Source organism: Flavobacterium sp. RNTU_13, from assembly GCF_046614455.1.
In the GTDB taxonomy this organism is placed as follows: domain Bacteria; phylum Bacteroidota; class Bacteroidia; order Flavobacteriales; family Flavobacteriaceae; genus Flavobacterium.
Genome location: NZ_JBKJHB010000003.1, coordinates 159,235 through 176,814, shown reverse-complemented (window position 1 = coordinate 176,814; position 17,580 = coordinate 159,235). Strand labels below are relative to the sequence as shown.

General features: G+C 40.3%; 13 protein-coding genes. 2 read left to right on the top strand and 11 right to left on the bottom strand.

Annotation, left to right across the window (positions count from 1 at the left end; genetic code table 11):
- Window positions 1–13: 13 nt before the first annotated feature.
- The 6 genes from ACLI08_RS08980 to ACLI08_RS08955 are packed head-to-tail and all read right to left on the bottom strand — an operon-like array spanning window position 14 to window position 6,020.
- Entirely contained in the window at window positions 14–805 is a 792-nt protein-coding gene (locus ACLI08_RS08980; RefSeq protein ID WP_411428148.1) for a (Fe-S)-binding protein, read from the bottom strand.
- 6 nt (window positions 806–811) lie between these two features.
- Window positions 812–1,264, bottom strand: a complete 453-nt coding sequence (locus tag ACLI08_RS08975; RefSeq protein ID WP_411428147.1) for a phosphoheptose isomerase — start codon at window positions 1,262–1,264, stop codon at window positions 812–814.
- A 27-nt stretch (window positions 1,265–1,291) separates the two neighbouring features.
- Window positions 1,292–2,620, bottom strand: a complete 1,329-nt coding sequence (locus tag ACLI08_RS08970) for a 4Fe-4S dicluster domain-containing protein (RefSeq protein ID WP_411428146.1) — start codon at window positions 2,618–2,620, stop codon at window positions 1,292–1,294.
- Window positions 2,621–2,662: 42 nt separating this feature from the next.
- Complete coding sequence (locus tag ACLI08_RS08965; RefSeq protein ID WP_411428145.1) at window positions 2,663–3,637, bottom strand: MlaD family protein; 975 nt, start codon at window positions 3,635–3,637, stop codon at window positions 2,663–2,665.
- A gap of 56 nt (window positions 3,638–3,693) precedes the next feature.
- Complete coding sequence (locus ACLI08_RS08960; protein WP_411428144.1) at window positions 3,694–4,833, bottom strand: N-acetylmuramoyl-L-alanine amidase family protein; 1,140 nt, start codon at window positions 4,831–4,833, stop codon at window positions 3,694–3,696.
- 20 nt (window positions 4,834–4,853) lie between these two features.
- On the bottom strand, window positions 4,854–6,020 hold the full coding sequence (locus ACLI08_RS08955) for an N-acetylmuramoyl-L-alanine amidase (RefSeq protein ID WP_411428143.1): 1,167 nt from the start codon (window positions 6,018–6,020) through the stop codon (window positions 4,854–4,856).
- A 123-nt stretch (window positions 6,021–6,143) separates the two neighbouring features.
- Between ACLI08_RS08955 and ACLI08_RS08950 the strand changes: the two genes are divergently transcribed.
- Complete coding sequence (locus tag ACLI08_RS08950; protein WP_411428142.1) at window positions 6,144–8,852, top strand: putative LPS assembly protein LptD; 2,709 nt, start codon at window positions 6,144–6,146, stop codon at window positions 8,850–8,852.
- Between the two features lie 110 nt (window positions 8,853–8,962).
- A complete protein-coding gene (locus tag ACLI08_RS08945) occupies window positions 8,963–9,340 on the top strand; it encodes a RidA family protein (RefSeq protein WP_411428141.1) in 378 nt (125 codons plus the stop codon).
- 71 nt (window positions 9,341–9,411) lie between these two features.
- Here the strand turns inward: ACLI08_RS08945 and ACLI08_RS08940 are convergent, their stop codons facing one another.
- The 5 genes from ACLI08_RS08940 to ACLI08_RS08920 all read right to left on the bottom strand — a co-directional run bounded on the left by ACLI08_RS08940 (window position 9,412) and on the right by ACLI08_RS08920 (window position 17,499).
- Window positions 9,412–9,774, bottom strand: coding sequence for a methylglyoxal synthase (locus ACLI08_RS08940; RefSeq protein ID WP_411428140.1), 363 nt, complete (start codon window positions 9,772–9,774; stop codon window positions 9,412–9,414).
- 14 nt (window positions 9,775–9,788) lie between these two features.
- Window positions 9,789–10,637, bottom strand: a complete 849-nt coding sequence (locus tag ACLI08_RS08935; RefSeq protein WP_411428139.1) for an N-acetylglucosamine kinase — start codon at window positions 10,635–10,637, stop codon at window positions 9,789–9,791.
- Between the two features lie 132 nt (window positions 10,638–10,769).
- Complete coding sequence (gene gap, locus ACLI08_RS08930; RefSeq protein ID WP_411428138.1) at window positions 10,770–11,771, bottom strand: type I glyceraldehyde-3-phosphate dehydrogenase; 1,002 nt, start codon at window positions 11,769–11,771, stop codon at window positions 10,770–10,772.
- Window positions 11,772–11,810: 39 nt separating this feature from the next.
- Window positions 11,811–12,797 (bottom strand): 6-phosphofructokinase, encoded by a 987-nt coding sequence (gene pfkA, locus ACLI08_RS08925; RefSeq protein ID WP_411428137.1) that lies wholly within the window; start codon window positions 12,795–12,797, stop codon window positions 11,811–11,813.
- 208 nt (window positions 12,798–13,005) lie between these two features.
- A complete protein-coding gene (locus ACLI08_RS08920; RefSeq protein ID WP_411428136.1) occupies window positions 13,006–17,499 on the bottom strand; it encodes a translocation/assembly module TamB domain-containing protein in 4,494 nt (1,497 codons plus the stop codon).
- Between the last annotated feature and the right edge of the window lie 81 nt (window positions 17,500–17,580).

Sequence of the window (17,580 nt, the reverse complement as noted above, 5' to 3'; positions counted from 1 at the left end):
TGTGTCCTAAGTGTTATAAATCTTTTGCATTTGCAATAAGCTCCGCCACATCCATTACCTGTACATCGTGCTCGCGATTTTTAGCTTTAACTCCATCGGTAAGCATGGTATTACAAAACGGACATCCGGCAGCAATTATTTCCGGCTGTGTTTCAAGCGCGTCTTCAGTGCGCTCCACGTTTACATCTTTATTTCCTTTTTCCGGTTCCTTAAACATTTGGGCACCTCCTGCGCCACAACATAAACCGTTAAGCTTGCTGCGTTTCATCTCTACCAGTTCAGCATCAAGCTTTTCTATAAGATCACGTGGGGCTTCATAAATATTATTGGCTCGGCCCAGGTAACAAGGATCGTGGAACGTAATTTTTTTTCCCTTAAACTGGCCGCCCTCTACACTAAGCCTGCCATCGGCAAGAAGTGATTTCAGGAACTCGGTGTGGTGTACAACTTCATACTTACCACCCAGCCCGGGATATTCATTTTTTATGGTATTAAAGCAGTGCGGACACGCCGTAACTATCTTCTTAACCTCGTAAGCATTAAGTACTTCAATGTTTGTCATGGCCTGCATTTGGAACAAAAATTCGTTTCCGGCTCTTTTTGCAGGATCTCCTGTACAGCTCTCTTCGGTTCCTAAAACGGCAAATGAAACACCTGCATTGTTAAGTAACTTAACAAACGCTTTGGTAATTTTCTTAGCCCTGTCATCAAAACTGCCCGAACAGCCTACCCAAAACAAAACTTCAGGCTGTTGCCCGGCGGCCATCATGTCGGCCATTGTAGGTACTTTAATACTCTCGCTCATAATATATTAATCTTGATCGTGCTTACCATCATCAAATACTTGGATGGTAACCTCTTTTTCTATAAGTTCTGTAAACTTACCCCTGTACCTTGTGGCTTTAACAAGGTGATTGTCTATCCAATGATAGTTACCTCCCCTTGGTTTACCCATAAGCATACCGTGGTATTTAAATCCGTATTTTTTAAGCCACTCTTCGGTTACTTCGCGGTGCGCTTCCGTACGCGATGTAAAAAAATAAATTATATGCCCTTCGTCATACCAGCGGTTAAGCGTCTCCAGCGCGTCTGGGTATACCTGCGCTGTAACCATCCTTTCCGGTTCTTCATTTGGTATGTCGTCGCATATGGTTCCGTCTATATCTATAAGATAATTTTTAATGCCCTCAGGGAGTATAGGGCTTACATGCTCGCCGTTTTCGGTAAGCGGCTGCAGGTTTTTATCAATGTCTTCAGCTTTCATGATTTAAATACCGTTAAAAATATATTATTACAACTCTTCTTTCCAGTTTAAACGGTCCATTTGGCTATACTGCCAAGGCGCACCGTTATTTTCAATATTACTCATCATGCCGTTTAGCTCTGTAGGGGCAGCGCTTTGTTCCATAACAAGGTATCTTCTCATATCCATTATAATAGATAATGGGTCTATATTTACAGGGCAAGCTTCCACACAACCGTTACAGGTGGTACAAGCCCAAAGTTCTTCCGGAGTAATGTAGTCGTTTAGTAACGACTTACCATCATCAACAAATGTGCCGTTGTTAGCATCAATGTTTCTACCAACTTCTTCTACCCTGTCGCGGGTTTTCATCATAATAGCCCTTGGGGAAAGCTTTTTACCGGTAAGATTTGCCGGACAAGATGATGTACACCTACCGCACTCTGTACAGGTATAGGCGTTCATTAGTTGTACCCAAGATAAATCCTGAACATCACTTGCGCCAAACTTAGCAGGGACTTCTCCTTCTGTAGCGGGAGCCGCAGCAAATGGGTCGGCGTTAGGATCCATCATTAGTTTTACTTCAGCAGTTACCGAATCAAGGTTTTCAAACTTACCTTTAGGTTCCAGTTTTGCGTAGTACGTATTAGGAAATGCTAAAAGAATGTGTAGGTGCTTAGAATAGTAAAGGTAATTCATAAAAATAAGAATACCTGTTATGTGCAGCCACCAACAAACACGCTCTATGATTTCTACTGTTTCTGGAGCAATACCGTTAAATAACGGAGATATAAAACCCGAAACAGGGAACGAACCGGCAGCGTGATAATGACCAAAGCCAACGCCTTGAAGGTAATGGTCTGCAGCATTCATGGTGAGAAACAGGAACATAAGTACTGTTTCAAAGTATAATATGTAATTCGCATCACTTTTAGGCCAACCTTTAAGATCGCCATGTGCAAAACGCCAAAGCTTTATTACATTTCGGCGTAGCCAAAATATAACCACAGCCACGATTACACCCAGGGCAAGGAGTTCAAAAGACGCTATAAGGAAATTATAAAAACCTCCCATAAAAGCAAATAGCCTATGGGTACCAAATACACCATCGGCTATTATCTCAAGCAGTTCTATATTAATCAATACAAAACCTACGTATACTATAATATGTAATATACCTGCAACAGGCCTGCGTACCATTTTGCTTTGGCCAAGAGCAATCATGGCCATATTGTTCCATCGTGCAGATGAATTGTCTGACCGGTCTTCAGCCCTTCCGAGCTTAATGTTGCGAACTAATTTTTTAACATTTTTGGCAAAAAATCCAAAACCTGCTACCAAAAGCAGTACAAAAAGTATATTATCGATGTAGGCCATATATTGAGGCATTTTATTCAACAAATATAAAAAAAAGTGTGATTATTTTTTCACTTCTTCATTATTTGTATCATCTTTTGGTGCTACGTAAGGTGTTGCCTTTTTACCGAAAAGTGAAAAATGTACATATCTTTTTGGATTTGCCTTAAGATCAGCTAAAAGCTCTTTAAGCTCTTTAGATGCGCCATTAAGATTGGCATACATAGCCTCGTCTTTCATTAGCTTACCTAAAGTACCCTTCCCAGCTTGTACATCTCCTATTATCTGGTCTACGTTAGCTAACGATTTTTCAAGCTTTTTAACCGCGGCACCCAGATTTGCCTCATTAATTGAGTCTGACAGTTTAGCAAAGTTTCGGCTGGTTTTGTCAAGGTTAGCCATAGTGGCATCTATGTGTCCTTTATTTCCTTTAAGCGTACCGTTAAGCGTATGAGCAGCGTCGTTAAACTCACGCATTGTGCTACTCATTTCTGCAATGGCTATGCGTAGATTTTGCTGCGTTTGCTTATCCAGAATCCTGTTCATGTTAGTGAGCAGGCTATCTGCACTGGTAACAGTGGCTTCAACTTTTGTTTGAAGTGGCCCAAGTTTATCACCCACCTGCGCAAACATACCTGGCTTAAGTTCTCCCGAAAGGTAATCACCGCTTTCGGCAAGCTGGCTGTGTTTCATGTCCGGTATTAGGGCAATCTGTTTTCCTGACAAACCAAAACCAGGCTCATATAAGGTAGCTACACTGGTTTTAGAAATAGGGAAATCAGTATTTATAAGAAGCTCTACCTGAACTTCTCCTTTTGATGCATCTTTAAACTCAATTAAATTAACCTTACCTACCGTTACACCATTAAGTGTTACCGGGGCAGATGGTGCTAAACCTTCTACATTAGTGTATACTACGTAAAACGTTTTATAAGAATTAAAGATGTCTTTTCCTTTTAAGTACATATAGCCCCATATAAACAGGAATATAGAGCCAAGGACTAAAATCGCGGTTTTTGCTTCTCTAGATACTTTCAAAATGTGTGTATTTTTTTAACAAATGTAGGGTAAATAATTTTATGTAAGTGTGAATATTATTCTAAAGCTTGCTTAACAGGTATAATCTCATTGTTTTTTATTGCTACAATATATGCCGACTTATACCCTTTGGCCTGCGCCTTCTCTAAAAGGGATTCAGCATCCTTAAAAGAGTTGGTTTCCCCATAAAAATACTTGATAAGCTTACCATTTTTTTCCTTGGAAATGTTTTTAAGGCCTTTAAAGTTAGCGGGCTTGGTAGCAAGATCCCTGTTACTGGCCGAAATTTGTACCTTATAAACCACATCTGAACTCTCTTCTGAAGATGCTCCGCCACGCTTTTCGCCCGACGTAGTAACTTTTTCATTTTTCTCTTTTACAGGTACGGTGTCCGGTTTATTAACCAAAGTTTTATTTTCAGACGTTCCTTTATGCGCTCCGCCCCTTCCGGTCATCATATTCTTGTAGCTAATAATTGCCTCTGCTATAACGCGAGCCAATTCTGATTGTCCTTCATCGCTGTTTAAGTAAGCACCTTCGGTTTTATGCGACACAAACCCCAGCTCTATAAGAACCCCGGGCATGGTTGTAGCATCGAGCACCCAAAGTGGTACCTGTTTAATACCCCTGTCGTTTTTACTAAGCGATTTAAAACCCTTTGAAATTTTGCTGGCAAGGCTGGCACTGTATTCTATATTAGCTTCCTGCTGCACAGACATCCCTATAGAAAACTCTGGCTTGGCCGGGTCAAAACCCTTATATTTTTGCTTATAATTGGCCTCCTTATATATAACACTGTTTTCCTGCTTAACCACCTGTAGATTCATAGCACTACGTGAATGCCCCATTACAAAGGTCTCCGTACCGTATGCGGCGGGGTTATCTACACCATTACAATGTATAGACACATACAAATCTGCCTTTTCTTTATTCGCCATATTAGCCCTGTCTCTCAACTCTATAAAAACATCGGTTTTACGGGTGTATATTACCTCTATACCCGGCTCATTATCCAGAATTTGTCCTATTTTTTTTGCGGTGCTTAATACAATATCTTTTTCCACATATCCATTGTGGTTTGTACCTGTATCTTTACCACCATGCCCAGGATCTAATACTACTTTAAACTTTTGGGAAAACATAACGGCTGTAACCATTAAGGCTACAAACTGAAATACTATTTTTTTTCTCACCATTTTTATGCTTACTAAACCTGTTATTTGTTAAGTGCTTCCTGTAATGTTATCTTCTTGCCATCTCTGTACGCAACTATAAAAGCCGACTCATACCCTTTAGCCTTAGCATCTGCAAGGAGCTGTTTGGCTTTGGTATAATCATCGGTAGCTCCGTAAAAATATTTAATTACAGCCTGAGAGTTATCTTTTGTAACATCTGTAAGACCTTTAAAATTACCAGGCTTTAAATCCAGGTCTTTGCTACTGGCCGCAATTTGTACTTTAAAGGTGGCCGCTGCGGCTTTTTCAACTTTATCTGCGGGTTTGGTTTCCTGTTTTACGGGTTCTGGTTTTGCTGCCACAGGAGTTTCCGGTGCTGCCTTCGTTTCGGGCTTCGGCTTTACATTTTCCTTTATTGCAACCGTATTATCTGCAGCAGTAGTACTTGCAGATTCTTTTTTGTAAGCCAAGATAGATTTAGCAATAGACTGGGCTAACTCGTCCTGCCCGGCATCAGAATTAACATACAATCCTTCATCGTTAGACGATAAAAAACCCATTTCTATTAAAACGCCGGGCATGGCGACTTTATTGAGTAACCAAAACGGCCCCTGCTTAACTCCACGGCTTTTTCTTTTAATTTCTAAGAACCCTTCCTGAATTTTGCCTGCCAACTCTATACTTTTGGCCTGCACAGCCTCCTGCAATGCAAATGCACCTGAAATTACCGCAGGATTTTGTAAATCGTAATCGGCATAATCGGATTTATAGTCTTTCTCCAGCATTAGTACCGCATTTTCCCTTTTTGCCATATCTATACTGGCTACGTTTTTTGTAGTACCTACAAAATAGGTTTCGGTACCAAAGGCTGTTTTCTTAGTTTCGCTGTTACAGTGCAACGACACAAATACATCGGCCGAAGCACGGTTTGCCGTAAGGGCACGTTCTTCCATGTTTACAAAAACATCTGTTTTACGCGTGTAAATCACTTCCACCGATGGGTCGGCATCTAAAATACGACCTACCTTAAGAGCTACATTCAGCGCAATGTTTTTTTCAACAAAGCCATTGTATATACTACCGAAATCTTTTCCGCCATGACCTGGGTCTAAAACAACGCGAAATTTGGCACCCGTTTGCGCAAAACTTAATGATGCTGTTATAATAAAAAGTAGAAAAGCTTGTTTTATTCCCGTGTTCACTTTCATTTTCATGTGGTTATTATACTGCTAATGTTATGGTTACATTAAAGTGGTGAGATTACCAAAAATATCGTAAGTTTGACACTCCAAAAAATAAGCCATACTGTTACAAAATTAGCATTAAAACCGTTGCGCACAAACTTATTTAATATCGTTTTATCAGTAATTTTCCTTACCGGGTGTGTGCAAATGCACGGCCAGGACGGCAGGAAAAGAGGACGTTCTGTACCTGCACAGGAACAGAAAAAAAAATCTGCAGACATTAAAAAAACGACTGACACCGTAAAGGTAAACCCGGTTACAACAGATAAAAAAGAAGCCCAGGTAAAAAATGATTCTGTAAAGAAAGAAAAAAAGGGACTTGACGCAGTTGTAAAACGTTCTGCTAAGGATTACGAAAAGATAGACCAACGTAAAAAAGAACTTACACTTTACAATGAAGCCCATATTAAGATGGAAGATATGGAGCTGGACGCCGGTATCATTGTAATGAAATACGATAAAGACGAAGTTTTTGCCGGCCGTGTGAAAGACAGCACCGGTAAATACAGTCAATATCCTCATTTTAAACAAGGAGCAAACGAGGTAGAAGCCGACTCCATACATTTTAACACCAAGACCAAGAAAGCACGTGTATGGAATTCCCGCACAGATCAGGGTGAGTTTAGGGTAAAAGCAGATATAACCAAAAAAGAAAATGATTCGGTTTACTTTATGCGTGGTGCGCGCTTTACTACCTCTAAAAATCTGGATAACCCCGAATATTACTTTTTTACCAATAAAATAAAACTGGTTCCCGGCGAAAAAGTAGTAGTAGGCCCCACCAATATGTGGATAGCCAATGTACCTACGCCGCTCGGGCTTCCATTTGCATTTTTCCCGATGACTAACAAGGCAGAGTCCGGCTTTATAATCCCCGCTTATGGGGATAGTAATACACGTGGCTACTACCTGCAAAACTTAGGTTATTACTTTGCCATGGGCGATTACTACGACCTTGCATTAACCGGCGATTATTATACTAACGGTAGTTATGGGCTCAGGGCGCAAAGCACCTACTCTAAACGCTATAAGTTTGGAGGAAGCTTTAACCTGCGTTATGAGAACCTGATTACAAGCGAACGTGGGTTTCCTGATTATACCAAGGCTAAGAACTATAACATACAGTGGACACACAACCAGGATAGTAAGTCGAACCCTAATTCCAGGTTTTCGGCAAGCGTTAACATGGGGTCCAGCCAGTATTACAGGCAGTCGCTTAACACGGCAAACATAGGTGCCAGTCTTAACAACACACTGCAATCGTCTATTTCCTATTCAAAGACGTTTCAAACGGTGCCGCAAATAAACATGTCGTTAAGCGCCACGCACAGTCAGAACACTAACACAAAGGCCATAAACATGACATTACCTACATTACAGGCCAGTGTAGACCGTATTTATCCGTTTGCGAAAGATGACGAGCCGAAGAAAGGTATCATAAAAAACCTTAACCTTCAGTACAACTTAAGGGGAGAAAACAGGATAAACACTACTGATTCTTTATTCTTTAAACCGGAAATGTTTAGAGATGCCAAAACCGGCATGCAACATACTATACCGCTAAGCACAAATTTTAAGCTATTTAAATTCTTCAGTGTAACGGCAGGATCTAACTATCAGGAAACATGGACACTTAATACTGTAAAGAAAAGCTTTAACACGGTAACAAGCAAAGTTGAAACTACCGACGTAAAAGGTTTTGACGCATTCCGCACCTATAACTTTAATTCCAGCATAGGTACTACGGTTTATGGTACATTTAACTTTGGTGAAGATAAAATCATACAATCTATAAGGCACGTTGTACGCCCTTCTGTTTCTTACTCATATACCCCAAGTTTTTCAAGGTATTATAACACTTACCAAATCGACGCTTCGGGCACTAAGTACGAAGACTACACCCGATTTGAAGGTAACATTTTTAGCACTCCTCAAAGATCATACGCTAATACTATGACAATTGCTGTAAACAATAACTTTGAGGCTAAAGTGAGGAATAACGACGAAAAAGCCACAGAACCTAAAAAAATTACACTGCTTAATAACCTAAACTTTCAAACAGGTTACAACTTTGCCGCAGATTCACTGGCGTGGTCTCCCGTAAGGGTAAGCGCAGGTACTAACCTGTTTAAAAATAAGATGAACATTAACTTTGGTACTACGCTAGACCCCTATGCCATAGACGCTTCGGGTAAAACTATCAATAAATATAACATTGATAACGGCGGTAGCCTGTTCAGGCTTACCAGCGCCAACATAACTATGAACTACTCGTTCTCGAGTAAGGAGCTGGAAGGTGACAACCCTGATAGCCAAACCGCGAAGAACGGTGGGCGTACCGATGATCTTTTTGGAACTGCTACAAACATGAACGACCAAAGGAAGAGTATGTTTAATGAAGAGGACGAAGATGAAAATAAAAAGAAAAAACCGGGCGAAAGCAAATTCTTTAATGCAAAGCTGCCGTGGGATTTAAAGGTAGCCTACTCCCTTACATTTTCAGACAATAACAGAAAGAGAACCATAACCACCAACTCCATAATGTTTTCGGGTAACGTAGATGTAACCGAACGGTGGAAAATGGGCTTTTCATCGGGTTACGACCTTGTAAGCAAAGGAGTAACCTTTACTCAGCTGCGTTTTGAACGCGACCTGCTTAGCTGGCGTATGGACTTTAACTGGGTACCGATGGGCACCAATAAGTACTGGACGTTCTTTATAGGTATAAAATCATCTGTACTAAGCGATATTAAGTGGGATAAACGCCAGGTACCAGACAGAACTATAGGACAATAACAAAAAGCGTAAATGCTCTGAATAACAACAGAACGTTTACGCTTTTTAGCTTCAGCGAAGTGTTTATTCGAAAAACGAAAATAAACTGATAACTAAAAACATACCTAGAAATGAAAAAAATAATATTTACAGAAAAAGCCCCTGCTCCTATAGGCCCCTACAGCCAGGCAACTCAAATAGGCAATACCATTTACACTTCTGGCCAAATACCACTTACTGCTACAGGCGAACTAATCAGTGGCAGTATAGAAGAAGAAACAAAGCAGGTTATGGAGAACCTTAAGGCCGTTTTAGAGGCTGCAGGAGCTACTTTTGAACACGTGGTTAAAACAACGATATTCATAAGTAATATGGACGATTTCGGCAAGATAAACGGCGTATACGGAAGTTATATAAACGAAGAAACCGCACCGGCACGCGAAACCGTTCAGGTAGCACGTTTACCTAAAGATGTAAATGTAGAAATATCTATGATAGCTGTACTTTAAGTAAGCAATAACAATAAAAAATGCCGCGATAATTTCGCGGCATTTTTGTTTCAATTAATTACGAAAGTGGTTTACAACGCTTTCATAAACAATTCTGCTGAAGCAGGATTTGTAGCAATGGCAACATTGTGCACGTCGCAAACCCTTATAAGCATATTAATATCGGCATCATGGGCATGGCTGCTCAGCGGGTCTTTAAAGAAAATAACCAAATCGGTTTTCCCTTCTGCCACACGCCCTGCAATCTGCGCATCGCCACCCATAGGCCCAGACAACATCCTGCGTACGCTAAAACCGGCCTGCTCTGCCCTGCCTCCAGTAGTACCGGTGGCAATCAGGTTAATTTCCGGACGCATTAAAATGTCTTTATGTTCGGTAATAAAAGTAACCATACGGTCTTTCATCCCGTCATGGGCTATAATGGCAATTTCCATGAATGTATGTAGTATTAGTTAAGTTCGTGGTATTCAATAAGACCATCTATAGGCCTTCTTAATACATTACCCAATTTAAGGCCATTAGCACCAAGAACCTCTTCAAGTTCTGCCTTCAGGTAAAATGCTATAGAACCTACAAAGTGTACCGGCACTTCGCGCGCGTCGTCAAATTGAAGGATGTAGTTATCTACAAACGTTTGCATAGCATCGGTAATGATTTTCTTTATAAACGCATCCTCTTTATTCTGGATGAGGAATTTCGCAAAAGTAGCAAGATATGCGTTAGGGTTTGGCTCCTTGTACAGGTTGTGTTTAATCACATCCGGATCAAGGTTATACTCAGCTGCAAACTTTTCAGAAAGGTGCTGAGGCATTTTATTAAAGTAATAAGCACGAACAAGATCGCGCCCAAAACGGTTTCCGCTGCAGTCGTCCATAGCTATGTAGCCAAGAGACTGTACTTTTTGTATCAGCTCTTTACCATCAAAGTAGCTGCAGTTACTTCCCGTACCTAAAATGCACACTATGGCTTTATCATTAGTAGGGTTAGTAGCGTATGCCGCCGCATAGGTATCTTCTTTAACAACAACTTCGGCATTTGGGAAAAACTCCTGAAAAACACCACTCATGTATGATTTCATTCTGTCTGTACCACAACCCGCACCGTAAAAGAACAGGTTAGTTACATCCTTACGGTTATTGTAAATATCAAAGCGGGCTTCAAGCCTTTCAAGAGCTTCTTCTTTATTAATAACTTCCGGGCTTAGACCAAGGGTTTGCGTGGTAAACAGCCTGTTGCCCTGCTCATCTAGGGCTATCCAGTCTGCTTTGGTAGCGCCGCTATCTACTAATAGTTTCATAATGTGTATAAGTTTGGGTTAGTTATGGGTTAAACTTGGGTTAAAGATAAAGTGTAAAATGTGGGTTACTTACGCTTATAAAAAAACAAAGCCCCGCTTTAACTTATAAAAAGCGGGACTAAGGTATAAAAATTATAGAGACGCTATGTGCGCTGCAAGGTCTATAAGTTTGCTTGAGTATCCGTACTCGTTATCGTACCAAGATACGATTTTGAAGAAAGTAGAGTTAAGACCGATACCAGCTTTAGCATCAATGATACTTGTACGAGAATCTGAAACGAAATCCTGAGATACTACGTCGTCTTCTGTAAAACCAAGGATACCTTTAAGTTCATTTTCAGAAGCTTTTTTAAGTACAGCCATGATTTCTTCGTAAGAAGTTTCTTTAGCCACTTTTACAGTAAGGTCTACAACAGAAACGTCTACAGTAGGAACACGGAATGACATACCTGTAAGTTTACCGTTAAGCGCAGGGATTACTTTACCTACCGCTTTTGCAGCACCTGTAGATGAAGGAATAATGTTAACGCTTGCTGCACGGCCACCTCTCCAGTCTTTCCTAGAAGGACCATCGGCAGTCATTTGTGTAGAAGTTGTAGCGTGTACCGTAGTCATAAGACCCTCAACAATACCAAAATTGTCGTTGATAACTTTAGCAAGCGGAGCAAGACAGTTTGTTGTACAAGAAGCGTTAGATACTACTGTATCTGCTGCAGTTGCAGTTTCGTGGTTTACACCCATTACAAACATAGGAGCATCTGCAGACGGAGCAGAGATGATAACTTTTTTAGCACCTCCTGTAATGTGCTGAGAAGCAGTTTCTATAGTTGTAAATATACCTGTAGACTCAGCTACTACATCTACACCTACTTCATCCCACTTAAGGTTTTTAGGATCTTTTTCGGCAGTTACCCTAATGTGTTTACCGTTAACGTAAAGCTTGCCTTCTTTAACTTCCACTTCGCCTTTAAAACGTCCGTGTACTGAATCATATTTAAGTAGGTAAGCAAGGTGATCTACATCAAGAAGGTCATTAATAGCTACTACCTCAACGTTATCCCTATTGAAAGTTTCACGGAAAACGATTCGGCCAATCCTACCGAAACCGTTAATTCCTAATTTAACTGTTGCCATTTTCTTCGTAATTGTTATTTGTTTATTATTGTGAGTCAATTAAATAGACACTATGTCTGATACTTTAATTAGCTCCTGATTTATTTGTGATTTTCCTTTTACCGCAAGTTCCAGCGGTGTAAGGGCAATTTCGTCTTTAATAAGGCCTACCATGTAGTTAGACTTGCCTTCAAGCAATACTTCTACCGCTTTTACACCAAGCCTGCTTGCAAGAACCCTGTCAAAACAAGAAGGTGAACCTCCGCGCTGCATATGACCAAGGATAGAAACCCTTACATCATATTCAGGCATATTTTTGTCAAAATACTCTTTTAGTTCAAAAGCGCTCTTTCCTGTTTTTTCGCCTTCGGCAATTACAACGATGCTCGATGATTTACCCGAAGCCTTACTACGCTTAAGAGATTCTACCAGCCTGTCTAATCCCATATCCTCCTCTGGGATAAGAATTTCCTCGGCTCCGGCACCTATACCGGCGTTAAGCGCTATATGGCCTGCATCTCTACCCATAACTTCTACAAAGAAAAGCCTGTTGTGCGAGCTGGCGGTATCACGAATTTTGTCAATAACTTCTACCACAGTGTTTAGAGCTGTGTCGTACCCAAGGGTAAAGCTTGTACCGTAGATATCGTTATCTATGGTACCCGGTATACCTATTACAGGGAAGTCGTACTCAGCGTTAAATATAAGTCCGCCGGTAAAGCTACCGTTACCACCGATAACTACAAAAGCGTCAATACCTTGCTTTACAAGATTATCGTAGGCTTTTTTACGACCCTCAGGTGTCATAAACTCTTTAGAGCGGGCTGATTTAAGGATAGTACCTCCTTTGTTGATGATGTTGTTTACACTGCGTGGGCCCATTTCCTTGAAGTCGCCTTCAATCATTCCCTGGTACCCTCTGTAAATCCCCGTACATTCTATATTATGAAAGGCACATGTACGAACCACGGCCCTAATAGCGGCATTCATCCCCGGAGAATCGCCTCCTGAGGTAAGCACGCCTATTTTTTTTAATTTACGTGACATTTTTCAGTATTTGATTGTAAAATTAGTAATTTAATGTAATTTATGTATTTACTTTTGAGAAGTATTGACGAATTTTCAAATTTTCAATCGTTTTCGTTAATAAGTTTTTTTGCTAAGGCTGTTAAATAACACTTAAAAAGCAGGTAATTCATTAAAAAATTACCTGCTTTTTTTAGAAATACGAAATTATTGAAATCGTAATCATTTATTAATCAGTCTCCGGAATCGGGGTGCTATCACGATCCTCGTCGGTTCCCGTCTTTTTACGATTTCTGTCTTCAAACTGTAAATAGTCCGGTGCCAGTTCGCTATCCGGCATATCGTTACCCTGATTATTATTTTTGTCGTCTTTCTTAACAACAGTTTTCCTGAACAACTTTACCATCAACTCATTAAACGTATCAAAGTCTACTTCATACGTTAAGCCTATTCCTTGAGTATATCCTATACCTTCACCCAGGAAATTAATATCATTTTCACGGTTAAACACCCTCGCGTTTAGCGTACCAGGCTCATTTAGCCTAAGCTTTAGCTCTATATTACCTACAATAGAACTCTCATTTACACCCCCTACCGGTACCCCTACCTGACCGTTAATAGAAATCCTGTTGTTAATTTGAGAGGACAGGGTTATACCCAATTGTGAATAATTATCTGCATAAGGGTTCCGTACCGACTGAACGTAATTAACTCCAATATTTACCTTACCGCTGTTATCTGAAAGCACATCGTTTACAAGGCTACTCACCCGTTCAAATAAGCTTCCGTACACTGCGGTGTTAGCATTTGTAGGGCTTATGAAACTTCCGCTTGAAAGCAATGCCAACGCTTGGTTTTTTCGCGTTTCTGCATCACTAAGTTTATAGTCAAGATCACTCTTTAAAACAGAACTTACCCCCGGGAAATTAATGGTAAAATCCGGCTCAGGGTTTGTAATACTTCCCTGTAATGCAATAACTACCTCGGTTTGAATCGGGCGGCTAAAACTACTGTTATCTAATAGTACCGATGGGTTTGCAGTGGTTTTATACACTGCCTCCAGATTAAGCCTTGCACGTGAAGGATCACCTTCCCACACAATAGTACCACCGCTTTTTACGCTAAACTTTTTATCTAAAAGTCCACCATAACGGAAAAAGTAATCACCCTTTTGTACCTGGTAATCACCATACATACTAAATTTACCAAGCGTATTTATATTAAGCAGCATGTTACCATAACCGGTAGACGAAAGGCTATGTCCGCTGTTTTTATCTATAATAACTTCTATTTTAGCATCTGGGGTAACTACAAAATCGAAGTTCATTTCGAGTCCTTTGTAAAACCTCGACTTTTCTGAAACCTGCTTGTCAGTCTCCTTAAGCCGGTTTTCCTTTTCAGCAGGGCTTAAGAAGTGGATAAATGCCGCGGTTGTAAGGCTGGTACTACCTACATTACTTATCGGGATTTTTATATCGGTACCCGGCATTGATGTGGCTTCGGCATTAATTACAAGCGCAGTTGTAGGCCCTTTAATAGAAGCATTCCCTTTTATAAACGCTCGCCCGTAATACAGCGCCTCGTCACTTTCCTGCGTGTCAAGCACCAGTATTTTATCTGATGTCATAGACAAATCAAGTTGCCAGTTTTTAAACATTTCATGCTTTACAGTACCTTGTAACCACGCTTTGGTTTTCTCCTTTGTATCGGTAAGCCCTATGCCTCCAAAAATTATTTTGTCTTCGGTAAGGTTTACTATAGAGTTATCGTCAAAGTTGTAGTCGGTATTAAGGTAGCCCACCTTAACCCCTCCGCCTTTTACGTAAAGTACACCATCTATTTCGGGCTTTCGTACGTTACCTACAATAGCTGCCCTGCCCGAGGCACGCCCCCTAATTTCAGGAAAAATATTTTTTAAGAACGCTGTAAGCGGACTAATGTCAAAATCTTTAAATATAGCATCGAGCGACAATATGGTTTGTTTGTTTACTATCTCTACATTACCATATGTCGTAAATGTCTCTTGGTCGTCTCTGTTAATGGTACCGTTTACGTTAAACTTACGGAACGACTTATCTCCGGTTACCTGCAGGTTTAGGTCGCCCAGCGCATACTTATTTATACGCAATGTATCTACAGTAACCGATGCTGCCGGTTCAAATATGTTGCGGTTTTGCTTTACGCTAATTTCACCGTTAAGCCTTCCTCCAAAGCTTATACTGTCCAGCGATGGTGTCATTTTATTAAGGTCTACATCATCAAAGGCAAGGTGGATGTCTTTGTATGTAGAATCACGAACCGCCCCGGCAAGCTCTACGCGCTGGTTGTTATGAGACAGGCTGAGGTTATCTATTATAAAATTGTCTATCTTTTTTCGGAAAACAATCTTATTATCTTTTTTATCTCCCTCGTTTATGTACCAAAGGAAATCTTTAAAGTTAACTTCAGACTTTTTAAAACCTACTACCGAATTATGCTCCTTATCTATGGTATGGTAAAGGTTTAACTTGTACGAGTCCTTATCCCTATTTCCACCCTTAAATTCCGTACGCACATAGAGGGTATCATTGCGTGTTATGTTAAGAAGGTTAAAATCAGAAATCTTATACTTTTTAACCCGCATGCTGTCTACACTTAAATACGTATTGTAAAGCGGATTTTTATTATTAACATCTAACTTTACATTGCTAAACGAATTATCATACACACTAATACCGGGCGAATTAAAAGCCAGTACAAATTCATTTTTATCGGCGTTTACTTTACCCCGAAGGTGAGTGTCCTTACTAACCGCAATATCAGGCAATACAATACCCACTATTTTGTTGTAAATGGTAAGATCGTATTCCAAGTACTGGCCTTTCCTTAATTTATGAGGCGAATAGTTGGTATACAGGCTACCAAGCCCGTTTTCAAATATCTTAGGTATTTGGTATACATCAAATTTACCCGTAACCCGGCCTTCTATAATTTCCTGGGAGTTTATGGTTATAGTCCTTTCGTTTTTGTCATCAAACGAAGACGAGATAAAGAAATCTTCAAAATAATAACTATCCCTGCTATTCTGGTAAGACAGCCGCGATATTTGGAGCGTTCCGGCAATGTCATTAACATTAGTACCCGATGCCTCAAACAGCAAGTCTCCTTTAAATATAGACAGGGTGTCTTTCTTCATTATACGGAGTTTAGCTAAATCAGCATAATCTACCTGCGCATGGAAATCATAGTTTTTACGGTAATTGCTCATATCTACAAGTCCGTCAAAACTCATAAGCAGGTTAGGGTCGTTACTGTTCATTCGACCTTTAAAGTAAGGCCACTTAAACAATCCGTCTACCGTAATGTTTTTGTAATTATATCCGTTAAACGCAAAACCGTCAACTTTTCCTTTTACAGTAGTATTTAATGATTCTTTTCTGAATCCTTTACCATTAACATTTGCCTGAAGCGTTGCCAGGCCAACTGTTTTTACGCCTGTAATGGCGCCAATGTTAAAACCTTCGAGTTCTATCCTACCTTCATACTGCGCGTCGTTTGGCTTGTTGTAGTCTTTAATGCTCATAATAGCATCAGCCTCCCCTAACTCGCTTACCACGTACATATCAGTCTTTAGGTTTTGCTTCGTCAGCTCTATTTCGCCGACAATGTCTACCTGCCCGAATTTCTCAAGTACTACCGGCAAGCTCTTCCCTAATATACGCGGCATTATGGTACGCAGGTTACCATACTCTGCAGTAATGTGGCTAAAATTACCGTTCATGTAAAAACCCGGGCCGTTTTTACCAAACAGGTGCCTAAAGTTTATCGTACCTGCAATCTCAGTACCTTTGTCATCTAAAAGTTTAAGGTTGTGCAGAACAAAGTTGTTCATAGGCCCCTTTAAATTAGCAGACAGATAATATTTTTGGTTTTTACCAAACTCCGGGTAAAATAAGTTTAGCTCGTTACTGCTTACCGTAGCGCGGTGCACATCAAAATCAAAACGTACACGGTTTACAAAATCCCGCATATCCTTTTTTTGATAGGTAAGCTTTACATCACCTTTCAGTTCAGACTCTGCTGTTTTAAGCTCCGCATTTTTCAGGATGATGTTAGTTTTGGTATATGTGAAATCAGCCGCAAGATTATCTACAAACAGGCCTCTGTGATCCTGAAGCGTAAGTTTTTTTATGGAACCATAAATACTTGGCCCTTTTATATAAAAGTCTTTTACATGGCCCGATAGCTTTTTAAAATCCAGCACGCGATGAGTAACCGCATTTTCATTTGTTAACCTGAACCTGCCACCCGCTACAAACAAATCGCCTACATGCATACGGAACTTACCTTTGCCGGGCTTCCCATCGTCAAAGGATTTAATAAACACATCAAGCGAACTTACATCTTCGCCTTTATAGGTTTTCATGTGTACATTAAAATGCTGCGCGCTAAGTTTGCCGAAATACAACTGGCTTTCGGTTATTTTTTTAAAGCTAAGTATATTGGTCTTAATAAAATCAGCGCTCGCCAGGGTATCATTATGGTGGTCGCGTATAAGCACGCCTTTAAGCTTAATGCCCCCGAATATGTTTACCGCAACTTTATCTATGTAGATATGCGTTTTAAACTGCTCATTTAGCTTTGTGGTAGCGTAGTGAGCTAACTGGGTTTGCACGTACGGAACCTGTAAAGAAATAGCCACAGTTATTATAAACAGCAAAAGCCCCAGCAGGGAGCGGAGCAATATTTTTTTAAATTTTTTGAAACGGCTATTTGTCTTAACTTTGTCTTCCAAAATGATTTGTGTCCCGTTAGTGGCAAAAGT